Source organism: Georgenia thermotolerans, from assembly GCF_009193185.1.
Lineage (GTDB): Bacteria > Actinomycetota > Actinomycetes > Actinomycetales > Actinomycetaceae > Georgenia > Georgenia thermotolerans.
This window is the reverse complement of the sequence record NZ_VUKF01000057.1, coordinates 1-23,554: the sequence shown is the minus strand read 5'-3', so window position 1 is coordinate 23,554 and position 23,554 is coordinate 1. Positions and strand designations below refer to the sequence as shown.

Annotated in this window: 19 protein-coding genes; 10 read left to right on the top strand and 9 right to left on the bottom strand. The window is 75.9% G+C overall.

Translation table 11 applies throughout. The features are described from left to right. The first annotated feature begins 336 nt into the window (after positions 1–336). Positions 337–2,928 carry an alpha-glucan family phosphorylase gene (glgP, locus tag GD970_RS19295; protein ID WP_193314992.1) on the top strand — a complete coding sequence of 864 codons (2,592 nt, stop codon included), beginning with the start codon at positions 337–339 and terminating at the stop codon, positions 2,926–2,928. A gap of 168 nt (positions 2,929–3,096) precedes the next feature. Here glgP and GD970_RS19290 read toward each other — a convergent pair whose 3' ends face one another. Both GD970_RS19290 and GD970_RS19285 read right to left on the bottom strand, forming a co-directional pair. Next, positions 3,097–3,342: a hypothetical protein gene (locus GD970_RS19290; RefSeq protein WP_152204527.1), complete on the bottom strand. Its 246-nt coding sequence runs from the start codon at positions 3,340–3,342 to the stop codon at positions 3,097–3,099. A gap of 175 nt (positions 3,343–3,517) precedes the next feature. Further along, positions 3,518–4,039 (bottom strand): hypothetical protein, encoded by a 522-nt coding sequence (locus tag GD970_RS19285; protein WP_152204526.1) that lies wholly within the window; start codon positions 4,037–4,039, stop codon positions 3,518–3,520. A 135-nt stretch (positions 4,040–4,174) separates the two neighbouring features. Here GD970_RS19285 and GD970_RS19280 point away from each other — a divergent pair, with 135 nt between their 5' ends. After that, entirely contained in the window at positions 4,175–4,747 is a 573-nt protein-coding gene (locus GD970_RS19280) for a hypothetical protein (protein ID WP_152204525.1), read from the top strand. 22 nt (positions 4,748–4,769) lie between these two features. Here GD970_RS19280 and trpS read toward each other — a convergent pair whose 3' ends face one another. Both trpS and glgX read right to left on the bottom strand, forming a co-directional pair. After that, on the bottom strand, positions 4,770–5,906 hold the full coding sequence (trpS, locus tag GD970_RS19275) for a tryptophan--tRNA ligase (RefSeq protein WP_152204524.1): 1,137 nt from the start codon (positions 5,904–5,906) through the stop codon (positions 4,770–4,772). A gap of 139 nt (positions 5,907–6,045) precedes the next feature. Further along, complete coding sequence (gene glgX / locus GD970_RS19270; RefSeq protein ID WP_152204523.1) at positions 6,046–8,472, bottom strand: glycogen debranching protein GlgX; 2,427 nt, start codon at positions 8,470–8,472, stop codon at positions 6,046–6,048. A gap of 326 nt (positions 8,473–8,798) precedes the next feature. Here glgX and GD970_RS19265 point away from each other — a divergent pair, with 326 nt between their 5' ends. The 3 genes from GD970_RS19265 to GD970_RS19255 all read left to right on the top strand — a co-directional run bounded on the left by GD970_RS19265 (position 8,799) and on the right by GD970_RS19255 (position 11,977). After that, a complete protein-coding gene (locus tag GD970_RS19265; RefSeq protein WP_152204522.1) occupies positions 8,799–9,608 on the top strand; it encodes an electron transfer flavoprotein subunit beta/FixA family protein in 810 nt (269 codons plus the stop codon). A gap of 13 nt (positions 9,609–9,621) precedes the next feature. Continuing rightward, positions 9,622–10,593: an electron transfer flavoprotein subunit alpha/FixB family protein gene (locus GD970_RS19260; RefSeq protein WP_152204521.1), complete on the top strand. Its 972-nt coding sequence runs from the start codon at positions 9,622–9,624 to the stop codon at positions 10,591–10,593. A gap of 91 nt (positions 10,594–10,684) precedes the next feature. Beyond that, on the top strand, positions 10,685–11,977 hold the full coding sequence (locus tag GD970_RS19255; RefSeq protein ID WP_152204520.1) for a DUF3825 domain-containing protein: 1,293 nt from the start codon (positions 10,685–10,687) through the stop codon (positions 11,975–11,977). Between the two features lie 15 nt (positions 11,978–11,992). On the opposite strand, the gene GD970_RS19250 is transcribed toward GD970_RS19255, so the two are convergent. Further along, positions 11,993–12,598 (bottom strand): NADPH-dependent FMN reductase, encoded by a 606-nt coding sequence (locus tag GD970_RS19250; RefSeq protein ID WP_152204519.1) that lies wholly within the window; start codon positions 12,596–12,598, stop codon positions 11,993–11,995. Positions 12,599–13,302: 704 nt separating this feature from the next. Between GD970_RS19250 and GD970_RS21845 the strand changes: the two genes are divergently transcribed. The 4 genes from GD970_RS21845 to GD970_RS19235 all read left to right on the top strand — a co-directional run bounded on the left by GD970_RS21845 (position 13,303) and on the right by GD970_RS19235 (position 17,995). Beyond that, positions 13,303–13,548, top strand: coding sequence for a hypothetical protein (locus GD970_RS21845; RefSeq protein WP_170297281.1), 246 nt, complete (start codon positions 13,303–13,305; stop codon positions 13,546–13,548). 88 nt (positions 13,549–13,636) lie between these two features. Continuing rightward, positions 13,637–14,872 (top strand): cysteine desulfurase family protein, encoded by a 1,236-nt coding sequence (locus GD970_RS19245; protein ID WP_170297280.1) that lies wholly within the window; start codon positions 13,637–13,639, stop codon positions 14,870–14,872. After that, positions 14,872–15,996 (top strand): tRNA 2-thiouridine(34) synthase MnmA, encoded by a 1,125-nt coding sequence (mnmA, locus tag GD970_RS19240; RefSeq protein ID WP_152204518.1) that lies wholly within the window; start codon positions 14,872–14,874, stop codon positions 15,994–15,996. Before GD970_RS19245 ends, mnmA begins: the two co-directional genes overlap by 1 nt. A gap of 526 nt (positions 15,997–16,522) precedes the next feature. Beyond that, a complete protein-coding gene (locus tag GD970_RS19235; protein ID WP_193314991.1) occupies positions 16,523–17,995 on the top strand; it encodes a DUF222 domain-containing protein in 1,473 nt (490 codons plus the stop codon). Positions 17,996–18,123: 128 nt separating this feature from the next. On the opposite strand, the gene GD970_RS19230 is transcribed toward GD970_RS19235, so the two are convergent. Further along, positions 18,124–18,501, bottom strand: coding sequence for a nuclear transport factor 2 family protein (locus GD970_RS19230; RefSeq protein ID WP_152204516.1), 378 nt, complete (start codon positions 18,499–18,501; stop codon positions 18,124–18,126). Positions 18,502–18,534: 33 nt separating this feature from the next. Next, positions 18,535–19,680 (bottom strand): hypothetical protein, encoded by a 1,146-nt coding sequence (locus GD970_RS19225; protein WP_152204515.1) that lies wholly within the window; start codon positions 19,678–19,680, stop codon positions 18,535–18,537. Positions 19,681–19,805: 125 nt separating this feature from the next. On the opposite strand from GD970_RS19225, the gene nudC reads away from it, so the two are divergent. After that, positions 19,806–20,759 carry an NAD(+) diphosphatase gene (gene nudC / locus GD970_RS19220; protein ID WP_226925481.1) on the top strand — a complete coding sequence of 318 codons (954 nt, stop codon included), beginning with the start codon at positions 19,806–19,808 and terminating at the stop codon, positions 20,757–20,759. Positions 20,760–20,782: 23 nt separating this feature from the next. On the opposite strand, the gene GD970_RS19215 is transcribed toward nudC, so the two are convergent. Further along, positions 20,783–23,266 carry a hypothetical protein gene (locus GD970_RS19215; RefSeq protein WP_152204513.1) on the bottom strand — a complete coding sequence of 828 codons (2,484 nt, stop codon included), beginning with the start codon at positions 23,264–23,266 and terminating at the stop codon, positions 20,783–20,785. Then, the coding region (locus GD970_RS21840) for a hypothetical protein (protein WP_193314990.1) at positions 23,263–23,554 on the bottom strand (292 nt) is incomplete at its 5' end. The genes GD970_RS19215 and GD970_RS21840, both read right to left, overlap by 4 nt.

Below are 23,554 nucleotides of genomic sequence, written 5' to 3'. Positions count from 1 at the left end.
CGCGTCGGCGGCGGGGGCGGCCGCGGGCGCCGGCCGGCGCTGCGCGGGCACGGGGGGCCGCTCCGGCGCCGCGGACGCGGGCCGGAAGGACGGGAGCCACCAGCGACGGCCGGAGCCCTTGCGCGGCTTGGACATCACGACCCCGAACCTACCCAGAGGCGGCGACGACGGCAGTTCGGGGTGCCCGCGGCCGGGCCCGACGGCGCTCCTGACCTGCGGCGACGCCCCTGCCGCGCGGGCCGCCCGGCGGGCGGGCCGCCCCCGCCCGGCGAGCCACCCCGATGAAACCGGACTGCAAGGTCGAGCAACGCTTTCAGCGTGTCTAGACTCGTGCGCGTGAGAGCCATCCGTCGATTCACCGTCCGCACCGTTCTGCCCGAGGCGCTGGCGCCGCTCGACGCGCTCGCCCAGAACCTCCGGTGGTCCTGGCACACCCCGACCCGGGAGCTGTTCGCCTCCCTCGACCCCCAGCTGTGGGAGGCCGTGCACGGAGACCCCGTGGCCCTCCTCGGCTCGATCGACCCCCGGCGCCTCGAGCAGCTCGCGGAGGACCGCGCCCTCGTGGCCCAGGTGCAGGAGCTCGACGCCGACCTGCAGCGCTACCTCACCGAGCCCCGCTGGTACCAGACCTCCTGCTCGGCGCCCGACAAGCCGTCCGCGATCGCCTACTTCTCGGCGGAGTACGGCATCACCGCCGTCCTGCCGCAGTACTCCGGCGGCCTGGGCATCCTCGCCGGCGACCACCTCAAGTCCGCCTCCGACCTGGGCGTGCCCATCGTCGGCGTCGGCCTGCTCTACGGCGCGGGATACTTCAAGCAGTCCCTCACCCGTGACGGCTGGCAGCACGAGACCTACCCGCTGCTCGACCCGGACAACCTCCCGCTCACCCTGCTGCGGGAGGCCGACGGCACCGCCGCGCGCGTCCAGCTGCCGCTGCCGGGCGGGCGCACCCTGTACGCCCAGGTCTGGCTCGCCCGGGTCGGCCGGGTGCCGCTGCTCCTGCTCGACTCCAACGTCAGCGACAACGACGACGCCGCCCGCCGGGTCACCGACCGCCTCTACGGCGGCTCGCCGGACCACCGCCTGCAGCAGGAGCTGCTGCTGGGCATGGGCGGGGTCAAGGCGCTGCGCCTGTACTCCCGGCTCACCGGCGCCCCGCGCCCGGAGGTCTACCACTGCAACGAGGGCCACGCCGGCTTCCTCGCCGTCGAGCGCGTCCGCGAGCTCATCGAGGCCGAGGGGCTGACCTTCGAGACCGCCCTGGAGGCGGTCAAGGCCGCCACCGTGTTCACCACCCACACGCCGGTCCCGGCCGGCATCAGCCGCTACAGCACCGACCTGATCGCCGAGTACTTCGGCGGCGGGGCCGAGCTGCCCGGCATCCCGCTGGAGAAGGTCCTGGCGCTGGGCGCGGAGGACTACGAGGGCGGCAACCCCGGCGTGTTCAACATGGCCATCCTCGGCCTGCGGGCCGCCAAGCGCGCCAACGGCGTGGCCAAGCTGCACGGCAAGGTCTCCCGGGAGATGTTCCACCAGCTCTGGCCCGGCTTCGACGTCACCGAGGTGCCCATCACCTCCATCACCAACGGCGTGCACGCCCCCACCTGGGTCGACCCGTCGTTCGCCGAGCTGGCCGAGCGGCACCTGAGCCGGGAGCAGATCGAGTCCGGCGAGGGGTGGCGGCTGACCCCGGAGGAGGGCGGCGTCTCCGACGCGGACCTGTGGGAGATGCGCCACCGGCTGCGCGGCAAGCTCGTCAAGGAGGCCCGGCGCCGGGTGCGCAAGTCCTGGCTGGACCGCGGCGCCTCCCCGGCCCAGCTCGGGTGGACCGACAACGTCCTCGACCCCGACGCGCTGACCATCGGCTTCGCCCGCCGGGTGCCGACGTACAAGCGCCTGACGCTCATGCTCTCCGACCCCGAGCGGCTCACCCGGCTGCTCACCGACCCCGAGCGGCCGGTGCAGATCGTGGTGGCCGGCAAGTCGCACCCGGACGACGAGCAGGGGGTGGGCCTGATCCAGCGGCTCGTCCAGTTCGCCGACCAGGCCGGGGTGCGCGAGCGCATCGTCTTCCTGCCCAACTACGACATCGCCATGGCGCAGACCCTCATGCCCGGCTGCGACGTCTGGCTCAACAACCCGCTGCGCCCGCTGGAGGCCTCGGGCACGTCGGGGATGAAGTGCGCCCTCAACGGGGCGCTGAACCTCTCCATCCTCGACGGCTGGTGGGACGAGTGGTACGACGGCCGCAACGGCTGGGCGATCCCCACCGCCGACGGCGTGGAGGACCCGGCCGCCCGCGACCAGCTCGAGGCCGCCGCCCTCTACGAGATCCTCGAGTCCACGGTCGTCCCGCGGTTCTACGACCGCGACGAGGACGGCGTCCCGCGCCACTGGATGGAGATGGTCCGGCACACCCTGGCCACCCTGGGGCCGAAGGTGCAGGCCACCCGCATGGTCCGCGAGTACGTCGAGCGGCTCTACAGCCCCGTGGCCGGCTACGCCCGCGCGCTCGACGGTCCCTCGGACCACCGGGGCGCCGAGGAGCTGGGGCGCTGGAAGGCCCGGGTGCGCCAGGCGTGGCTCGCGGTGCGCGTGGACCACGTCGAGGCCGCCGGCGTCGCGGACGTCGTGAAGGTCGGGGACCGGATCGCGATGACCGCCTACGTCTCGCTCGGCGACCTGCGCCCCGAGGACGTCGAGGTGCAGGCGGTGGCCGGACGCCCGGACGAGTCGGACAACCTCCGGGACCTCGTCGTCCTCCCGCTGGAGCCGGCGGAGGCGCTCGAGGGCGGCCGGTACGCGTTCCGCGGCGAGCGCACGCTCGACCAGACGGGGCCGTTCGGCTACACCGTGCGGGTCGTGCCCCGTCACGCCGGCCTGGCCGGCTACACCGAGCTCGGGCTGGCGGCCGCGGCCCAGCACTGACCGGGCCGCCGCGCCGGGGGCCGCGAGGCCCCCGGCGCGGCGCTGCGGTGGCCCCCCACCCTCACCCGTGAGACGTCAAGTTCGCCGCGAGACGTCACGTTGTGCGCGAGGTGACGTGCTGATCGGCGCGTCACCTCTGCCGCGCGAGCTCGCGTACGGCGCGAGGGCTCAGGCGAGGGTGTCGAGCGGCGGCCGGGGGGCCGTCCGTGCCGGGCCGTCGGGGCGGGCGACTCCGGGGTCGTACACGGCGGCGTCGCCCTTGAACCCGTCTTCCTGCACGTCCTCGAGGGCGGCGGCCGTGCGCGCCCACTCCCGTGCCGCGTCGAGGAGGCCGCCCCTCACGCCCGCGCGCACGACCCAGTAGAGGCCCCACAGGCCCACGGCGCCGAGCACGATCGAGGTCAGGCCCTCCATAGGCCTCACGCTAGGCAGCGCCACCGGCCCGACAGCGCGGTCCGTCGGGTGATCCGAGGGTGACCGTCAGTGATGCGAGGGTGACTCGGCGTGCGAGCGAGAGGGCCCACGGGGTGAGCGGCAGGCGGCACGAACCGCCGACGGCCCAGGCCGTGGCCGCCCGCGGCGCGACGCCTCAGTTCCGCGGGTCGGTGAAGCACTGCCCGACGACGGCGTCATTGAAGTTGAAGTCCAGCGCGGGGTCGCCCATGACCTCCATGACGTCCTTGTCCCGGAAGTCGGCGGGCTCGTACCCGTCGGGGAGGACCCCGTGGCGGTCGAGGCACTCGGCGATGACGACCATGATGCCCTTGTTCTCGGGGTCCATCTCCATGCGCCACTTCAGCTCGTGGATGGTGCCCACGGTGGTCTCGAAGCAGCGGTCGGCGTCCTGGCCGGCGATCTCCGTGCCGCCCTCGCCGTACGGCTCGAAGCCGAGTCCGCGCAGGCAGTCCTCCATCTGGGTGAATCCGCGGTCGATCTCGGCGTCGGTGATCTGCCCGTCGGCCAGAACCTCCAGCTGGAAGTCCGAGGCTGTCTTGCGCGCCTCGGCCAGCACCTGGACATAGGGGTCCGGCTCCGGCGCGAGCACCATGACGCCACCGACGACGGCGGCGATCACGCCGGCGCCGATCCACTCCCGGGTGCGTCGTCGCATATCCGCACGGTAGCGGTCGCTCCCTCCCACGAGCATGGTTTCGGACGGCGCCGGGGGCCTGGGTGCCCTCGCCGATCGCGAGACGAACAGGCACTCCCTTCGTAGTCTTCCGTTCCTACAACAGGTGTGCGGGAGGTGACGGTGCCCATGCCGGCCTGGCTGCGGAGCGTCCTCGTGGCGGCGGTCGTCGGCGCCGCGGCGGGGCTCGTGGTGGGCGGGGTCGGCGGTCGCCTCGTCATGCGGCTGGTCACGCTCGCCCAGCCGCCGGACGCCATCGGCACACCCATGCCCTCGGGCGCGGCCGTCGGCCAGGTCACCTGGGCCGGCACGGCCCAGGTCCTCGGGTGGGGGGCGCTGGTCGGGGTGATCGGGGGACTGCTCTACCTCGGCGTCCGGGCCGTGCTGCCCGCGGGCGCCCGCGTCCGGGCGCCGGTGTTCGCGGGGTTCCTCCTCCTCGTTCCCGGCGCCGTGTTCTCCGCCGACCCCGCCTTCGCCCGGCTGGAGCGGCCGCTGCTCGCGCTCGCGCTGTTCGCCCCGGTGTTCGTGCTCTTCGGGCTGCTGGTGCCGATGGCGGTCGAGCGCCTCGCACCGGGGCCGGCGGCCGGGCGCGGCGCCCTGGCCCGCACGGCCCGCGGCTTCCTCGTGCTCACCGTCGCCCTCGCCGTGACGGTGCAGGTGGTGTCCCTGACCGAGGTCGCGGCGCGATAGGCCCAGGCGCGGGGCGCTCGGCTCAGTAGACCATGTGCATGGCCTGGCGGACCTCGCCCAGCGTCGCCTCGGCGACCGCGTTGGCGTGCTCGTTCCCGCGGCGCAGGACGTCCAGCAGGTAGCCCTCGTCGGCGGCCAGCTCGGCGCGCCGGGCGCGCACGGGGGCGAGCATCTCGTTGACCGCCTCGATGGCCGCCTTCTTGAGCACGGCCGCGCCGCCGTCGCCGATCTCCGCGGCGACGTCCTCCGGGCGCCGACCGCTGGCGAGGGCCGTGAGCAGCACGAGGTTGGAGACCTCGGGGCGCAGCACCGGGTCGTAGGTGATGTGCCGGTCGGCGTCGGTCACCGCGCGCTTGAGCAGCTTGGCCGTGGTGTCGGCGTCCATGCCCAGCTCGATGGCGTTGCCGCGGGACTTGCTCATCTTCTGCCCGTCGGTGCCCAGCACGTTCGGGGCGTTGGACAGCAGCGCCTCGGGGCGCGGGAAGACCGGGCGCGAGCCGTCGCCGGCGCGGCCGTACCGCTCGTCGAAGCGGCGGGCGATGACCCGGGCCTGCTCGAGGTGGGGCAGCTGGTCCTTGCCCACCGGGACCAAGTTGGCCTTGCAGAAGAGGATGTCCGCCGCCTGGTGGACGGGGTAGGTGAGCATGAGCCCGGACATCGCCCGGTCCCCGGTGGCCTCGAGCTCGGACTTCACCGTCGGGTTGCGGCGCAGCTCGCTGTCGGTGACCACGGACAGGAACGGCAGCATCAGCTGGTTGAGCGCCGGGACCGAGGAGTGGGTGAAGATCGTCGAGCGCTGCGGGTCGATGCCCAGGGCGAGGTAGTCCGCCACGAGGGAGAGCACCCGCTCCCGGATCGGCCCCACGCCGTCGCGGTCGGTGATGACCTGGTAGTCGGCCACGAGGACCCATGTCTCCACGCCGGCGTCCTGCAGCCGCACCCGGTTGAGCAGGCTGCCGAAGTAGTGGCCCAGGTGCAGGTTCCCCGTGGGGCGGTCGCCGGTGAGGATGCGGAACCGCGTCGGGTCCTCGGCGATCTCCCGCTCGATCGCGTCGCTGCGGCGGCGGGTGCGCTCGAGCGAGGCGTCGGAGGTGGTCTCGATGAGGTCGACGTCGTCCTCGGCCAGCGCCGGGGCGGGGGAGGTCTGCTCGGTGGTCATGCGTGTCCTCGTCGGTCGGGGCCGTGCGTGGCGTGCCTGGCGTGGCCGTCCACGGACGGCCGGGGAGAAGGTGGGTGCGCCTCAGGGCCGTCGCGCGGACGGCCGCCAGGAACGCAGGGTGCTCGGCACGGCTGCCACTCTAGTCCGCGAGCGGTGCGGGCCGTCCGACGCGCCCGCCGCCCGGCGCCGGCGCGGCGGCCGGGCTCGTCGACGGCTCGGCCGCGGGGCTCGACGCGGGCTGCGCCGCCGGGCGCGCCGCCGTCGCCGCCTCCGCCGTCCCCGCGACGGGGCCGGTGAGGTACAGCCGCATGCTCAGCGCCTCCAGCTCGACCCGCTCCCCGGGCGAGGCGACGAGGCTGAACGGCTCGCTGTCGGAGGACAACCGTGAGAAGTCCGGCCGCTCCCAGGAGGAGTCCCACACCAGCTCGTAGTCGCACCCCCGGCCGTGGGGCAGGGCCACCTCCTGCTGGTCGAGGGAGCCGTTGAGGACCAGCAGGGCGTCGGCGTCGCCGAACCGGAAGCCCGAGCGCAGCATCTGCAGCACCCGGTGGTGCGGGTCGTGCCACTGCTGGGGCGTCATCGGCTGCCCGGCGGCGTCGAACCAGCCCAGGTCCGCCACGTCGTCGCCGGCCACCGGCCGACCGGAGGCGAACCGGGTGGGACGGAGCACCCGGTGCTCGCGGCGCAGGCGCAGCAGGTAGGCGGTCGTGGCCAGGAGGTCCTCGCGCCAGGGCTGCAGACGCCAGTCCACCCAGGAGATCTCGTTGTCCTGGCAGTAGGCGTTGTTGTTGCCGTGCTGGGTGCGGCCGAGCTCGTCCCCGGCGGTGAGCATCGGGGTGCCGGCGGAGAGCAGCAGGGTGGCCAGCAGGTTGCGCAGCGAGCGGCGGCGCAGCGGCAGGACGACGGCGAAGGGGGAGTCCCGGCGCACCGGCCCCTCGACGCCGTGGTTCCACGAGCGGTTGTCGTCCGAGCCGTCGCGGTTGTCCTCGAGGTTGGCCTCGTTGTGCTTGTGGTCGTAGGCGACGAGGTCGGCCAGGGTGAACCCGTCGTGGGCGGTGACGTAGTTGATCGAGGCGAGCGGCCCGCGCCCGCCGGGCACCTCGCCCAGCCCGAACAGGTCCGCCGACCCCGACAGCCGGGTGGCGAGCTCGCGCAGGTCCCGGCCCGCATGGCCCTTGGCCTGCGCGCCCGCGTCGGCCAGCCAGAAGCCGCGGACCGCGTTGCGGAACCGGTCGTTCCAGTCCGCCATGGGGTCGGGGAACTGCCCGGTGCGCCACCCGCCCGGGCCCAGGTCCCACGGCTCGGCGACGAGCTTGGTCTCGGCGAGCACGGGGTCGGTGGCCATCGCCACGAGGAAGGGGTGGTAGGGGGTGAACTCCGCCCCGTTGCGGCCCAGCGTCACCGCCAGGTCGAAGCGGAAGCCGTCGACGCCGACCTCGCTGACCCAGTAGCGCAGCGAGTCCAGCGCCAGCTGCACCACCCGGGTGCGGCGGAAGTCCAGGGAGTTGCCGCACCCGGTGACGTCGACGAGCTGGCCGGGGTGGGCGCCGTCGTGCAGGTAGTAGCCGGTGTTGTCCAGCCCGCGCAGGCTCAGCGTGGGCCCCTCCACCCCGGCCTCGCAGGTGTGGTTGTAGACGACGTCGAGCAGCACCTCGATCCCCGCGGCGTGCAGGGCCGCCACCATGTGCTTGACCTCGGCGAGCACCGCCTCGGGGCCGCCGAGCCGGGCGGCGCGGGTGGCGTAGCCGGGCTCGGGGGCGAAGAACGCCAGGGTGTTGTAGCCCCAGTAGTTGCTCAGCCCCTTCTGGGTGAGGAACGGCTCGCTCATGGCCGCGTGGATGGGCAGGAGCTCGACCGTGGTCACGCCCAGCCGCCGCAGGTGCGCCACGGTGGCCGGGTGGGCCAGGCCCGCGTACGTGCCGCGCAGCTCGGCCGGCACCCCGGGCAGGCGCATGGTCAGGCCGCGCACGTGCGCCTCGTAGATCACCGTGTCCGGCCACGGCACCCGCGGGCGTGGGCCGCCGGAGGGCACGCCGTCGTGCACGACGACCCCGTGCGGCACGAACGGGGCGGAGTCGCGGTCGTCGCGGACGAACCCCTCGACCGGGCGCAGCGCGTCGTCGACGGCGTGCGCGTAGATCGCGGGGACGAGCTCGACACCGCCGGCCAGCGCCCGGGCGTAGGGGTCCAGGAGGAGCTTCGCCGGGTTGTGCAGCAGCCCGGCGGCAGGGTCCCAGTGCCCGTGCACCCGGAAGCCGTACCGCTGCCCGGCGCGCACGCCCGGCACGTGGCCGTGCCAGATGCCGGAGACGGGGCCGCGCAGCCGGTACCGGCGCTCCCGCAGCGCGCCGTCCTCGGCGACGTCGATGAGGCACAGGTCCACCCGCTCGGCGCGGGAGGCGTGGACGGCGACGTCGATCCCGTCGCCGACGAGGTGGGCGCCGAGCCGCCGGTGGTTGCGGGCGCGGCCGGAGGCGCGGGGGGCCGGGACGTCCTCGTACGTCCGCGCGGCGGTCGGGGACGGCGCGGTGAGCTCGCCGGTCGCGCGGGTGCCCGTGGTACTCACGTCCACATTCAACCTCACCCCTCCCACAGGACGTGACACGAGGGCGCCACGGCCGCCGCGGCCGGGGGGCTTCGGGGGGTGGGTGGCACGACCGCGAGGGGGCCACGGTGGGCGCCGCCGCGCTGACGGCGAGGGGGCCCGGCCGGTGGCGGGCCCCGCGCGGACGGCCAGGATCCCCGCCCGGACGGCCAGGACCTCCGTCCCGCACCGGTGGCCCCACGCCGTGCTCCGCGGGCCCGGCGTCGGCGTGGCGCCGCCCACAGGCGGCCGGATGCTGTCGGCTTCCGATTCCCGTCGGTCCGGGCGCAGGTGGCAGGCTGGGCGCCATGAGGATTGTCGTGTGCGTCAAGCATGTCCCCGACCTGCAGGCGGAACGGACCCTGGGCCCCGACGGCCACCTCGTGCGCGGGGAGGACGACGTGCTCAACGAGCTCGACGAGAACGCCGTCGAGGCCGCGGTGACGCTGGCCGAGCAGACCGGCGGCGAGGTCGTGGCCGTCACCGCCGGCCCGGACGACGCCGTCGACGCCGTGCGGCGGGCCCTGCAGATGGGCGCCGACGCCGGGGTGCACGTCACCGACGAGCGCGTCGCCGGCTCCGACGTCCTCGGCACGGCCCGCGTGCTCGCCGCCGCGGTGCGCAAGCTCGGCGAGGAGGCGCCCGTCGACCTCGTGGTCACCGGCATGGCGTCGATGGACGGGCTGACCGCCATGCTGCCCTCGGCGCTGGCCGCCGCCCTCGAGCTGCCCCAGCTGACCCTGGCCAGCGACGTCCGCCTCGAGGACCGGACCCTGACGATCACCCGGACCATCGGCGAGGCGGACGAGGTGCTCGCCGCCGAGCTGCCCGCCGTCCTGTCGGTGACGGACCAGGCGAACGAGCCGCGCTACCCCAACTTCAAGGCCATCATGGCGGCGAAGAAGAGGCCGGTGACCATCTGGGACCTCGACGACCTGGCCCTGGCCACCACCGGCGCGGAGGCCGACGGCGGCCCCGAGGTGGGCACCGACGGCGCCGGCACGAAGGTGCTCACCGCCGCGCCGCGCCCCGCGCGCACCGCCGGGCGCATCATCACCGACTCCGGGGACGCCGGCGTGCAGCTCGCCGCGTACCTCGTCGAGAACAAGCTGGTCTGAGGCAGGAGAGAACATGACCGTGCTGGATGCCCCCGTGCTCGTCGTCGTCGACCACGCCGACGGCGCCCTCACCGCGCCCTCGGCCGAGGTCCTCACCCTCGCCCGCTCCCTGACCTCCGGCGGCGTGACCGCCGTCGCCCTGACCGCCCCCGACCTGCCCGCGCTCGCCCGCCACGGGGTCGGCGAGGTGGTCGTGCCCGACCTCGCCGGCCTCGCGCCCGAGGTCGCGGCCGTCGCCGCCGAGGCCGTCCTCGCCGCCGTCGAGCGCACGCGGCCCGCCGCGGTGCTGCTCGTCTCCAGCTTCGCCGGCAAGGAGGTCGCCGCCCGCCTGGCCGCCGCGCTGGGCTCCGGCGCGATCGTGGACGCCACCGGCGTCGAGGTCGCCGAGGACGACGGGCTCGTCGTGTCCAAGACGGTGCTGCAGGGCACGTGGGAGACGACCTGCACGGTCACCCGCGGGCTGCCCGTCGTGGCCGTCAAGCCGACGTCGGTCGACGCGGTGGAGGCGCCGGGGGCCGAGCCGGCCGTCGTCGACGTCCCCGTGGAGTTCTCCGCCGCGGCCAAGGCGGTGCGCGTCGTCTCCCGCACCCCGCACCCGCGCGGGGGCCGCGCGCCGCTGGGCGAGGCGAAGGTCGTCGTCGTCGGCGGGCGCGGGGTGGACGGCGACTTCAGCGCCGTCGAGGCGCTCGCGGACGAGATCGGCGCCGCCGTCGGTGCGACCCGCGTGGCCACCGACGAGGGCTGGATCGACCACGCCGCCCAGATCGGGCAGACCGGCGTGACGATCGCGCCGCGGCTGTACATCGGCGCCGGCGTGAGCGGGGCGATCCACCACACCGCCGGCATGCAGGCCGCCGAGACGATCGTGGCCGTCAACACCGACCCCGAGGCGCCCATCTTCGAGATGGCCGACCTCGGGATCGTCGGCGACGCCGCGCAGGTGCTGCCGCAGGCGGTGGAGGAGCTGCGCCGGCTGCGCGGCTGAGGCCCGGGCCGCGGCCGCGGCCCGGCGGGATGGGAGAATCACAGCGTCGTGACTCGCCATCCCGCCAGGGGTGGCCGGAAGGAGCTGCCCCATGTCCGCCCCCGCGCCGTCCCCGTACTCCCTGGCCGGCAGGCTGCCCCGGGACGTGCTCGAGGCGGTCGCGCCCGGCGCCGCGCCGGCCGACGCGCTGGAGCCCGCCGTCGTCGCCTGGTGGAACCTCGAGCGCGGCTTCGGTGAGGTGACCCTCGGCTCGGGCAGGACGGCGTTCACGATGCTGTCGGTGCTCCCGGGCGAGGGCTTTCGGTGCCTCGTGCCCGGCGAGCAGGTGCTCGTGCGCACCGGCCCCAACCCGCGCAAGCCCGGCGGGCTCCTGACCGAGGAGCTCGCCCACCCCGCGGACCGCCACCGCGGCGTCGTGACCGCCTACGACGACCAGCGCGGCCACGGCACCATCGCCGACGACGCCGGCGAGGAGGTGTTCGTGCACTTCTCCCAGGTCCTCCACGCGCCGGGGGTCCGAGCGGGACTGCGCCCCGGCGAGGCCGTCACGTTCGCGCTCGAGGTGGCGGGCGGGCGTGGCCAGGCGCGCGCGGTCAAGCAGCTCGACCCGCGGCAGGGCCTCGAGCGCCACTGCCGGATCAGCGAGGAGGACCTCGGCCGCCTCGCCGAGCTCGCCGAGGAGGAGTCCTGGGACTTTCGCCAGCCGGACGCCGAGGGCACCGACGGCGCCGGGCGGGCGACGTACCCGGTGCTGCGCAGCTACGTCCAGCACACGTTCGCCCGGCTGGAGGAGCAGGGCAAGGTGGCCGCCGCGACGGGTGCGAACGGCCATGTCATGGTGTTCAACACCGGACTGGTCACGGAGAACCAGGAGGCGCTCTACGGCTACCTGCTCGCCCGGGCACCGGGGGAGGCGTGGGCCTGGCGCCTGGAGGCGTGGGTCAAGGAGTCCGACGGGCGGCTCGCCGGCCTGCTCGCCGCGCGCCCCGCACCCGCCACCTACTGGGAGGACCCGAGCGTCCTGTTCTTCGACCCGCGCCTGCCGCTCATCCTCGACTGGGACCACTTCGTCGAGGACAACCTCGACCGGTACCCGCCGGACCTGCGGGACAAGCCGGTCGCCCTCATGCTGACGAAGGCCGCGGTGGCGACGGCGCGCGAGCGCGTCGCCCGGAACTACAAGGCCGCCGTCCCGCAGTACCACCGCGGGGAGATCCAGCTCCTGCTGCCCCTGTGCCTGCGCGGCACGGCCGAGGCCCAGCTCGCCCTGGTCGTGCGGCGGGTGGGTGCGGAGTACCACGGCGAGACCGTGCTCCCGCTCCCCGGCGCCCTGCGGAACGCGCGCCTGCTGGCGCGCCCGGACCGGGACTGGCTCAACCCGTAGGCGCGCCGCCGCGCCTCACTTCCGGGAGTAGTCGACCTCGCGGTCGCCGATGTGGCCGGGGGCGCTGGCGGCGAGGACCCGCTCGACGAAGCCGGCGTACTCCTCCATGTAGTGGCGCAGGAAGTCCGCCGTGGACTCGTTCCGCACCTCGCCGTCCTCACCGAAGACCTCGGGCGTGAAGGTGATGTAAGCCTCCGGGGCGTTGAGCTGCGGGGCGTCGAGGAAGCTCAGGACGCTGCGCATGGAGGACTGCATGACCGCGGTGCCGATGCCGCCGGGGGAGGCGCCGACGATTCCGGTGGGCTTGCGGGCGAAGGAGTTCTGGCCCCACGGGCGCGAGCCCCAGTCGATGGCGTTCTTCAGCGCCCCCGGGATGGAGCGGTTGTACTCGGGGGAGACGAACAGGATGCCGTCGGAGGCCTCGATGGCCTGCTTGAGCGCCCGGCCCTCCTGGGGGTAGTCGGCGTCGTAGTCCCAGCTGTACAGCGGCAGGTCCTTGATCGGGATCTCGGTGAACTCCAGCGAGTCTGGCGCGAGCTTGATCAGGGCCTTGGACAGGATCCGGTTGATGGACCCGGTGGCGAGGCTGCCCACGAAGTAGCCGATCTTGAAGGTGGCCATTGCTCGTTCCTCACTTCTGCCCGGCTGGTGGGCCGGCGCGTCGACGGTGGATCGTGCGTGTCGATCGTCGCCCGTGCGGCCGGACGCTGTCGCGCCGAGACCGCGCGACCGGCAATGTGGTCGACGGCGCCGCCTGGCCCGCGCGACCATCGGGGGATGGCCCTGACCGACGCGCTCGACGAGGACGCCTTCCGCGCGCTCGCCCGCTCCTCGCCGTGGCGGTGGACGACGGCGCAGCTCACCGCGCGCTGGCGCGGGGCGGTGGCGCCCGGCGACGTCGCCGCGGTGCGGGCCTGGGTGCGCCGCGAGCCGCGCTGGGTGCGCGTCGAGACCCTCGACGGGGACCTGCTCGACGAGCACGCGGAGGACCACCGGCAGGGCAGGGCGATGCTGGTGGCCGTCGGCCCGTCCCTTCTCGGGCGGCGGCGCCGTGCCCGCCGCGCCCAGGAGATCGCGGCGGCGGAGGCCGCCGCGCGCGCCGCGGAGCCGCCGGTCTACCGGCCCGACGGCTTGGTGGCGCGGCGGCCCCTGCTCGCCGACACCGACGACGCGATGTTCCGCGACTACCGGTGGGTGGCGATGCTCGACCCGGTCGAGCTCGCGGACGGCCGTGATCCCGACGGCGCGGACCCGGCGGCGGGGCCGGGCACGGCGGTGGGGGCGCTGGCCGCCGTCGACCACCACGGCCGGCCTGGGAGGCGGTGGTGCGGGCGCTGCCGACCTACCAGCCGCGGTGCGGGTGCTGCTCGCTGCTGCGCGATCCCGCGGTGGACGAGCGGGAGTGGGGGAGCGGCGGCCCGCCCGGCCTGCCGGCGGGGTACGTCTACGGTGACGCGGCCCGGGTGCGGCTCGACCGGGCCACCGGGATCTGCGTCCTGGTGGAGCAGATCGGCGGGAGCGACGCCGGGGCGGGGTTCGAGGCCGTCATCGAGGCGGCCGACGCGGTGTGACGATCGCCCGGAGCCCGGAGCCCGGAGCCCGGAGCCCGGAGCCCGGAGCCCGGCGCTCCCCGGGAGCCGGTCCTTAGACTGGGGCCTTGTGAGCGGCACCCGGCACTACCTCGACCACGCGGCCACGACCGCGGTCCGCCCAGAGGCGGCCGCGGCGTACGCCGAGGAGCTGACCCGCGTGGGCAACCCCTCCTCCCTCCACGCGGCCGGCCGCGACGCCCGCCGCCGCCTCGAGGAGGCGCGCGAGCAGCTGGCCGCCGCCCTGGATGCCGAGCCCGCCGAGGTGATCTTCACCTCCGGCGGCACCGAGGCGGACAACCTCGCCGTCAAGGGCGCGTACTGGGCCCGCCGCGCCGCGACGCCGGAGCGGGTCCGGCTGGCCGTCTCCGCCGTCGAGCACCACGCCGTCCTGGAGGCTGCCGGCTGGCTGGCCGCTCACGAGGGCGCGGTCCTGGACCTCCTCCCCGTCGGCGCCGACGGCGTGCTCGACGTCCCCGCGCTCCAGGCGCACCTGGATGCGCACGGGCGGGCCACCGCCGTCGTCAGCGTCATGTGGGCCAACAACGAGACCGGCGCCGCGCAGCCGGTCGAGCGAGTGGTGGCCCTCGCCCACGCCGCGGGCGTGCCGGTGCACACCGACGCCGTCCAGGCCGTCGGGCACGTGCCGGTGCGTTTCGGGGCCAGCGGGGTGGACGCGCTGAGCCTGTCGGGCCACAAGCTCGGGGCGCCGGTCGGCGTCGGGGCGCTGCTCGCCCGGCGCGAGCTGGGGCTCAGCCCGGTCGAGCACGGCGGCGGGCAGGAGCGCGGGGTGCGCTCGGGCACCCTCGCGGTCGCCGGCGCCCGGGCGCTCGCGGCGGCGGTGAGCGCGGCCGTCGCCGAGCAGGAGGCCGAGGCCGACCGGCTGCGCGGGCTGCGCGACCGGCTCGTGGCCGCCGCGCTCGCGATGCCCGGCGTGACGCTGTCCGGGCCTCCGATCACGTCGTCAGGACCGGACGAGGCGCGGCTGCCGGGCACCGCCCACCTGACCATCGAGGGCGCCGACGCCGATGCGCTGCTGTTCGGCCTGGACATGGCCGGCATCGCCGCCTCCTCGGGCTCCGCGTGCCAGGCCGGCGTCCAGGAGGCCTCCCACGTGCTGGTGGCGATGGGGTGCAGCGCCGAGCAGGCGCGGTCGGCGCTGCGCTTCTCCCTCGGCTGGACGAGCACCGCCGCCGACGTCGACGCGGTGGCCGCCGCCCTGCCGGGCGTCGTCGAGCAGGCCCGGCGCGCGCACGCCACCCGGCGCCCGCGCCCCACCACCACCACCACGAGGAGCGTGAGCTGATGCGGGTCCTGGCCGCCCTGTCCGGAGGCGTGGACTCCGCCGTCGCCGCCGCGCGCGCGGTGGAGGCGGGGCACGAGGTGGTCGGCGTGCACATGGCGCTGAGCCGCTCGCGCGCCCAGCACCGCAACGGCTCGCGCGGCTGCTGCTCGATCGAGGACGCCGGGGACGCCCGCCGCGCCGCCGACGTGCTGGGCATCCCGTACTACGTCTGGGACCTCTCCGAGGAGTTCGAGGAGACGGTGGTGGCCGACTTCCTCGCCGAGTACGCCGCCGGCCGCACCCCCAATCCGTGCGTGCGCTGCAACGAGCACATCAAGTTCTCGGCGCTGCTGGACCGGGGTGTCGCCCTGGGGTTCGACGCCGTCGCCACCGGCCACTACGCCCGGATCACCGAGGTGCCCGACGGCGCCGGCGGCACCCGGCGGGAGCTGCACCGCGCCGTCGACCCGGCGAAGGACCAGTCCTACGTCCTCGCCGTCATGGGCGCCGAGCGGCTCGAGCAGGCCCTGTTCCCCCTCGGGGACGCCCCGTCCAAGGACGCGGTGCGGGCCGAGGCGGCCGCCCGGGGGCTGAGCGTGTCGGCCAAGCCGGACTCCTACGACATCTGCTTCGTGGCCGACGGCGACACCTCCGGCTTCCTGCGCGAGCGCCTCGGCGCCCGGCCCGGGGAGGTCGTCGACGCCGACGGGCGGGTGCTCGGCGAGCACGACGGCGCGTACGCCTACACCGTCGGCCAGCGCAAGGGCCTGGGGCTGACCCGGCCGGCGCCGGACGGCCGGCCGCGCTACGTCCTCGAGGTCCGGCCGCAGGCCAATCAGGTCGTCGTCGGCCCCGCGGAGCTGCTCAGCGTTGACGAGATCAGCGGGGCGCAGACGGTGTGGCTAGCGGGCGACGTCCCGGCGGGGGAGTGGCTGGACGTCGAGGTGCAGGTGCGCGCGCACGGCGACCCGGTGCCCGCGCGGGTCCGCCGCGTGCCGGACGCGGGTGAGGTGCTCGAGGCGCGGCTGGCGAGCCCGCTGCGCGGCATCGCCCCCGGGCAGTCGCTGGTGGTGTACGCGGGCACCCGCGTGCTGGGGCAGTCGACGATCACCCGCGCCCGGCGCGGGGCGGCGGTGCCGGCCTGAGGAGTGCCGGGTCGGTGGTGCCTTCCTGAGGAACGTTGAGGCAGTGCTGGCTTGAGGCCGCTGGGGCGCTGCCCGCCTCAGGGTCGCCGGTGTCGTCCCGAGGGGTCCTCGGTGTCGCGGCGGTTCTGTCTTCCGCGCCCCCCGGTCGCGGCGTCCGTGCGCACGTGGGTTCTGTGGCACCACGGAATGAGGTGCTCGCGCCGCCACCACGCCGTGCTGCTCGCGCCGCACCACGCCGTGCTGACAGTCTGTGGCCGATTTCCCCAGAGGATCCGGGCAGGTCGGTGGTGATCCGGCATCTGCGAGCCCGGGCCGGTGTCCTGAGGGAGCCGCGCCACTGTTTCCCCAGGTGCGTCTCGATACTGATGGCCGGCGGCGTGGCTGCGGGCGCGAGCATCGGGTGAAGGGCCAGGGCAAGCCGTCAGGGACATGTCCACAGGCAGGCGCGAGGAACGGCCGAGTCGTACGGGCGTTCGATAGGCTGTGGCAGAGATTTCCCCTGGACAACGGCGTGAGGGGGTGGGCAGTGAACGTTCCTGGGCAGCCCGCGCCCGCCGCGGCGCTGGCAGAGGGGCTGGCTCAGGTGCGCGACGTTCTCGCGGAGCTCGTGAAGGTCGACCTGCACGACGTGCCCGGCCAGGTGCTGCTCGACGCCGTGGAGGCGGTGGAGGGGGTGCGCCGGCAGGTGGCGGCCCTCGCCGCGCGGACGCTGGCCACGGTGGAGGCGCAAGGCATGTGGGCGTTGGACGGGTCCCGGTCGCTGGCGGCGTGGTACCGCGGCCGCACCGGCGTGCACGGGGCGACCGCGGCACGCGAGGTGCGCCAGGCGCGGGCCCTGCGCGACGTGCTGCCGGGCACGGCCAAGGCCTTGGCGGCGGGCGAGATCAGTACCGACCACGCCGCCACCATGGTGCGTCAGACGACGTCGTCCCCGGCCCGGCGTGGCCTGCTCGCGGATCCGGAGCTCGGGGAGACGTTGCTGCTCGCCCAGGCGAAGGCGTTGGACGGCACGGACTTCGCCGTGGCCGCCGCCCGGTGGTCGCAGCAGGCCGACCCCGACGCCGCCGACCGGGGCTACCGCGAGGACCTGGCCCGCGAGGAGTTCTACCTCTCGGAGACCACCGACGGGTACGTGCCCGGCGGCTGGCTGTCCAAGGCGTCGGGCCAGGCGCTGGCCACCGCGCTCGCCGCTCGCGTCGGCATGCCGTCGACGGCAGACACGCGCTCCCCGGCGCAGCGCCGGGCAGCCGCCCTCGTGGCGCTGGCCCGGCTGGCCCTCGACGGCGGTGTTCTCAAGCCCGGGGCACGGATCCGCCCTCACCTCGCCGTGCACGTGCCCTTCGAGACCCTCCAGCGGCTCATCGCCGCCGCGGCTCCGGCCCACCGGCCCGGCTGCCTGGCCAGCGGCGCCTACCCGGGCGTCGCCTTCGGGCTCCCGCCGGAACTGACCCGGCTGGTCCCGGCGGCCTCGCCGCCATCACCGGGCTCCGAGGACGCTGACATGGGCTCCGAGGACGGTGACGACGGCAGTGGCGGGCCGTGCACGTGCGGGGCGGAGCATGTCATCGGTGCGGAGCTCGACCCGGCCTGGCTGGTCGGCGCGCCCACGGCGACGTTCGACGACGGAGTCGTCATCCCCCCGGCGCTGCTCGGGCGGATCGTGTGTGCCAGCGAGCTGCACCGGGTCGTCTTCGGACCGGAGTCGGAGGTGCTTGACGTCGGCCGCGAGGAGCGGCTGTTCACCGCCGCGCAGACCAGGGCGATCGTCGCCCGCGACAAGCGCTGCCAGTATCCGCGGTGCCACGCCCCGCCGGGGGAGGGCGAGATCCACCACAGCATCTGGTGGTACACCCAGTTCGGCTCCACCAGCGTGCGCCTCGGCGTGCTGCTGTGCTGGTACCACCACGACTACGTCCACGCCCACGCGATCACGATCGCGCGAGAAGGCGAGCGGTGGGTCTTCCGTCGGGCGGACGGCACGGTGATCCCCGGCGAGTAACGACCGCAACCACTGCCGCACCGACGCGGTGCCACCCTGCGGCTGCAGCGGCGGGGTGGCACCGCCGTCGCCAGCAGCGGCGGGGTGCACCGCCGTCGCCAGCAGCGGCCGACGGCGTTCGGCGGGGCTCAGGCCGCGTCGTCGGTGGTCGGCTCCCGCATCCACCACTCGGTGAACTCCCGGCACCGGCCGTGCCGGTCCAGCCGGACCACCCACAGGTTCCGGTAGGTCCGTGGCGGGTCGGTGCGGTACTCGGTGCGGCCCTCGACGACGCCGACGTCGCCGGAGACCACCATTGGGTGCCAGCGGAACGTCGTCTGGGCGGGCTCGTCCTGGTGGGCGAGCCACCCCTCGACGACCGCCTGCCGGCCGCGCCACGGCTCGGCGTGCGGCTCGGTGCGGTAGACGGCGTCGGCGGTGAAGAGCTCCCCGATCTCCGCGGGGTCGTTGGAGTTCCAGGCCCGGACGTAGCCCTCGATCCACCGCCCGAGCTGCGTCTCGTCCATCGCGGCTCTCCTCGCCCGTCGGTCGCCCTAGGGTCACGGTGCCATGCGGATCTCGATCGAGCTGACGAACCAGCGGAACTCCGTGCGGCTGTGCACCTCCATGTCGTCCGCGCGCGTGATGTCGAAGGTGCGCGTCCCGGCGGTGACCACGACCTGCTGGCCCGCCGGGACGGGGCCGGTGCTGTACAGCTGGGCGTAGTAGTGCTGCCCGCTGACGAGGTTCTCCTGGTGGAAGGTGTTGTCGTCCTCGGTGTCGGAGTGGAACTCCGACATCAGGGCGAGGGAGGACTCGGGGACGTTCGGGTGCAGGACGTCCGCCATGAGGTAGTTCTTCTGGTAGGTCCAGTGCGTGGAGAAGCCCCACTCGTCCTTGACCTCGAGGTCGTGCGTCCCGACCAGCGCCTGGGCGTCGATGAGCACCTCCACCACGCCCGTCGTGGGCGGCACGAACCCCACGGCGACCTGGGTCTCGACCTCGATGTCCGCGAGGTCCCAGTCGTCGGCGTCGTCGCAGTCCATCGTGCCCACCTGGCCGACCAGCCCGACGGCGGGGGCGAGGACGTGCTCGCGATCGACCCGGAAGTGGGCGGAGGCCTGGTGCTCGAAGGAGAACAGGAACCCGAAGAACGGCGGCCGGAAGAGCTCCCACCCGTGCGGGTCGAACACGACCCCGTCGGGGAGCTTGCCCCACGGCAGCGGGTAGGCGTGGAAGGGCGAGAGGCCGAGCCAGGTGTCGACGTCGTGGCGCACGGTGTGGCCGGGCGTGGACCGGTCCGGCACCATGCCGACGATCGCGCGCCAGCGCGGCGCGGTCTCCCGCCCCAGCTCGCGCACGGCCTCCGGGCGCGCGCCGAGGCGGGCGAGGACGGCGCCCACGCGGGCCTTGCGGGCCGCGGCGGCCGCGTCGCGGTCGAGCCAGAGCCCGCCGGGCGGCTCGAGGAGGTCGCGGAAGGCGACCCGTTCCTGGCGCATCGCGCGCCGCAGCTGCCCGACGCCGTCGCCGCCGAGCATCTGGGCCAGCCTGTGCTCGAGCTCCGCGGTCAGGGACCGCGCCTCCGCGGCCCGGGACTCGGCCGCGCGCCGGCGCCGCTCGGTGCGGTCGGCCAGGACCTCCCGGGCCAGGCGGCGCGGGTCGTCGCGCAGGTCGGGAGGAGAGAACGTGGACTCGTACGCCGACATGGGACCCGCCCCCTTGCGGTCTGCCTGCCTCAGGAGCGTACGGCTCGCCGTCGTGCGGGCACAGGATGAAACCGCGCCGGGCCCCGGGTGAAGAACCCCGGCCGGCACCCCTTACGGTGGGCCTCGTGCACAACCTCCCGCTCGCCCGGTCCACCGTCGACCCCGACGCCGCCGCCCGCACCCGGCCCGACCTGGTCGCCGCGCTCGTGGCCGAGCCGACCACCCGCGTGCTCCTCGTCCGGCACGGCCACGTCGCGACCCGCGACGGCGCCCTGGACCTCCGGTCGCCCGCCGAGGTCACCGGCGCCACGTGGGACCCCGAGCACCTGGCCTACCTCGGCCGCGACGACGACGCCGCCTACGTCTCGCTCACGCTGCCCGAGACCCTCGGCGACGAGCGCGACCTCGACGGCGTCCCGGTCCAGGAGGACGCGGCGCTCGTCGGCTTCGTCGAGGGGCTGACGTTCGCCCACCTGCGCGACGTCGGCGACGCCCTGCCCGACCGCGACGCGGGCCTGGCCACGACCGCCGTCGCCCTGTCCGCCTGGCACGCGCGGCACCCGCGCTGCCCGCGCTGCGGGGAGGTCACCGAGGTGATCGACGCCGGCTGGGTGCGCCGCTGCACGGCCGACCGCTCGCTGCACTACCCGCGCACCGACCCGGCGGTGATCATGGCGGTCACCGACGCGGCGGACCGCATCCTCCTGGGCCACGCGGCGCACTGGCCGGCCGGGCGGTTCTCCACCCTCGCCGGCTACGTCGAGCCGGGGGAGTCGGTGGAGACCGCGGTGCGCCGGGAGGTGGCGGAGGAGGCGGGCATCGACGTCGGGGAGGTGCAGTTCCGGGCCTCCCAGCCCTGGCCGTTCCCCGCCTCGCTGATGCTCGGATTCCGCGCCCGCGTGGCCGACGGCGCGCCGGTGGAGGTGCGGGTGGACGGCGTCGAGCTCACCGAGGCGCGGTTCTTCACCCGCGAGGAGCTCGCCGCGGCGGTGCGCGACGGCGAGGTGCTGCTGCCCATGCGGTCGTCCATCGCGCTGGCCCTCATCGAGGAGTGGTTCGGCGGCCCGCTCCCGCGCTGAGGCGCGGCCGCTCGCCCGAGGGCTCACCACTCGATGAACTCCCGCTCCGCCGTGGCGGGGCTCGGCGCGGCGGGTGGCGCTGTCCGCGGCGCGGGGGCGAAGAGCCGGAGGTCGCCCGGCTGGGCGCGGGGGGAGAGGTCGACCCGCAGCACCAGGCGTCCGGGCATCCCGGCGGCTCCGGTCCCCGCCCCGGCCGGCTCCGGTGCCGGCCGGACCCACGTCAGCGCCGTCTCGGGCAGGTGGCGGGCCGCCTGCAGGCCCCGCGGGCTCCACTGGTCCGGCGCGAAGGGGACGGCGGGCCCGTGCGCGGCGCGGAAGAACGCCGACTCGGTGACCGTGCCCGCGGCCAGGGGCCCGAGCCGCTCGACGTGGCGGTCGGCCAGGCGGAGCCGGCCCTGGTCGACCGCCTGGCGCACCTCGGCGAGCGCGCGCCCGGTGGCCAGCGCGCCGCCCCGGCCCGCGCGGCAGGCCTCCACGAGGCGCCGCCGGGGCGCGAAGGGGCCGCCGCGCACGTCGAGGTCCGCCGCCAGGTACCCGCCCGGGGAGCGGCGCCCGCCGTCGTCGAGCGCGGCGACGAGCTCGTCGAAGCTCTCGGCGCACCACCCGGGATGGCACAGCGCGGCCAGCGTGGCGTGGACGGCGCGCTCGTGCGCGGCCGCGTCCCTGCCGGCCACCAGGCCCAGCGCGACGGCGGCGGGCAGGGTGGCCAGGAGGTCCGCGGGCGGCTCGGGGGCCGGGACCTCGATCGGTGCCCACGGGCGGTGCACGAGGTGGCCGACGATCTCGCACCAGTCCGTCAGGGCCTCGCGCATCAGCCCGAGCCGGGCGCGCTCGCGGCGCGCGTCGTCGGCGGCCTCGGCCCGCGCGTGCCGCGCCTCGTCCGCCGTCGCGGCGGTCCACGCGTGCCGGCGCAGCGCCCGGTAGTACCCGTGCTGGGCGGAGACCGCCAGGACGAGCGGGACGGACAGCGTCAGGGTGATCGCCCGGGTGGCCCCGGCGGCGGTGGGGCGGCCGCCGAGGTAGACGGCGGTGATCACCACGCCGAGGAGCAGCAGGGCCAGCGCGACCAGCCACCGGCGCTTGAGCCGGCGCTCCGCCTGCGGCAGGGCGTCGGGGTCCGCCGGGGGCTCGGGCGCGGCCGCGGCGTCGAGCGCCGCGATGCGGGCGTCGAGCGCCGCCGTCAGCCGCCCGGTCACCGTGGGCCCGCTCCGCTCGCGGGCCGCGCCGCCCCGCTCAGGGCCCGGCCGGGGCGCGACCGCGGCGGGGGGCAGGAGCTCGCGCAGCCCGGCCAGCTCCGGGGCGGGAAGCCCCGCGGGGAGGGACCCGCCGTCGACGAGCCCCAGGCACACCCGCCGCAGGTCCTGCCACGTCTGCGGCCGCGGGGCCCCCACGTCGTCCGGCGCCGCGGCCGGTGCCCCGTCGCCGGTCCCGTCCCCGCGCCCCGGGCCGGCCTCGCGCACGACGTCGAAGAGCGAGTCCGCCGTGCGCGGCCGGGTCCGCACCAGCGTGTCGCTCGCGCGCCCCACGAGCACCGCCGTGGCCACGTTCTCCACGAGGTGCCGGACCCCGCGCGCGAGCACCCCGAGCCCGACGCGGAACATCAGCAGGTTGAAGCGCAGCGCCTCCCACAGCGCGGAGCGCACCCGCCGGATGCGGTGCCGTGGCCCGGGCGGGGCCGGCCGCGGCGGCGGGGGCCAGTCGCCCCGGTCCAGCAGGAACCGGGCGGCGCGGTCGGCGACGGCGGCGGGGTCACGGGCGGGGCGGGCCCAGGCCAGCGCCGGTGCCGGCCTGGCGCCTCCGCTGGCGAGCGCGATCGCGTCGCGCACGACCTCCTCCGCCGGGTCCGGTCCCAGCACCGCGCGGACCGACGCCCGCACCACGACGAGGTCGCCCTCCGCGCTCGTCGAGTCCGTCCGGACCCCGTCGAGGGCCCCCTCGCCCACGCCCGCCCACAGCGCGCCGACGGCGGCGACCGCGGCCGCGGCGTGCCCGAGGAAGGAGCCCGGCTCCCCGACGTGCAGCGTGTTGCGGTCGAGGTCGGGCCGGTCCTCGGCGGCGACCACCGCGGCCACGTCCCAGCCGGGCAGGAGGTGCTCGCGCCCCAGCCCTGTCGCCCCGCTCTCCCCGACGACGAGGCTGACCCGGTGCACCCGGGTGGCCACCGGCGGCAGCGGCATCGCCGCCTGGAGCACGTCGGCCACCCGGTCGGCGGCCGCGAGGAACGCCGCGGGCGGGCGTGCGGTGCGCGTGACGAGCTGGACGGCGACGAGGCGGACGAGGTCGAGGCGCTGCAGGCCGAGGAGCTCGAGCAGGTCGCCGTCCCGGCCCGCGCCGGCCGCGACGCGGCGGGCCGGCACGCGCGGCGGGCCGGCGCCGGGCGGGACGTCCTCGGCGTGCACCCACAGGGACTCGCTCAGCAGGCCCGCCGCGGTCCACCGCTCGACCAGCGCCCGCAGGTCCCGGCCGGCGTCGCCGGTGACGAGCAGGACGGCGCGGTCCGTCCTCACCAGCGGTCCTCGGCGTCGTCCTCGATGTGGCCCACGGCCCGCCGCAGGTCGGTGAGGGCGGCGAGGATGTCCAGGCGCAGGTCGTAGGACAGCGGCACGTCGAAGGGGTCGGTGCGGGCCTCCACCGCGGCGAAGTGCCGCGCGTAGTTGGCGTGCAGGCGGTCCAGCTGCGCCTCGACCTGCCGCTGCCGCGCGGCCATCCCCGCCGGGCCGGCCTCGGCGGGCCCCTCGGCCGACGACGCCGCCGCGGCGCCCGCGCTCGCGGCGGGCCCCGCCCCGGGGGCGGGG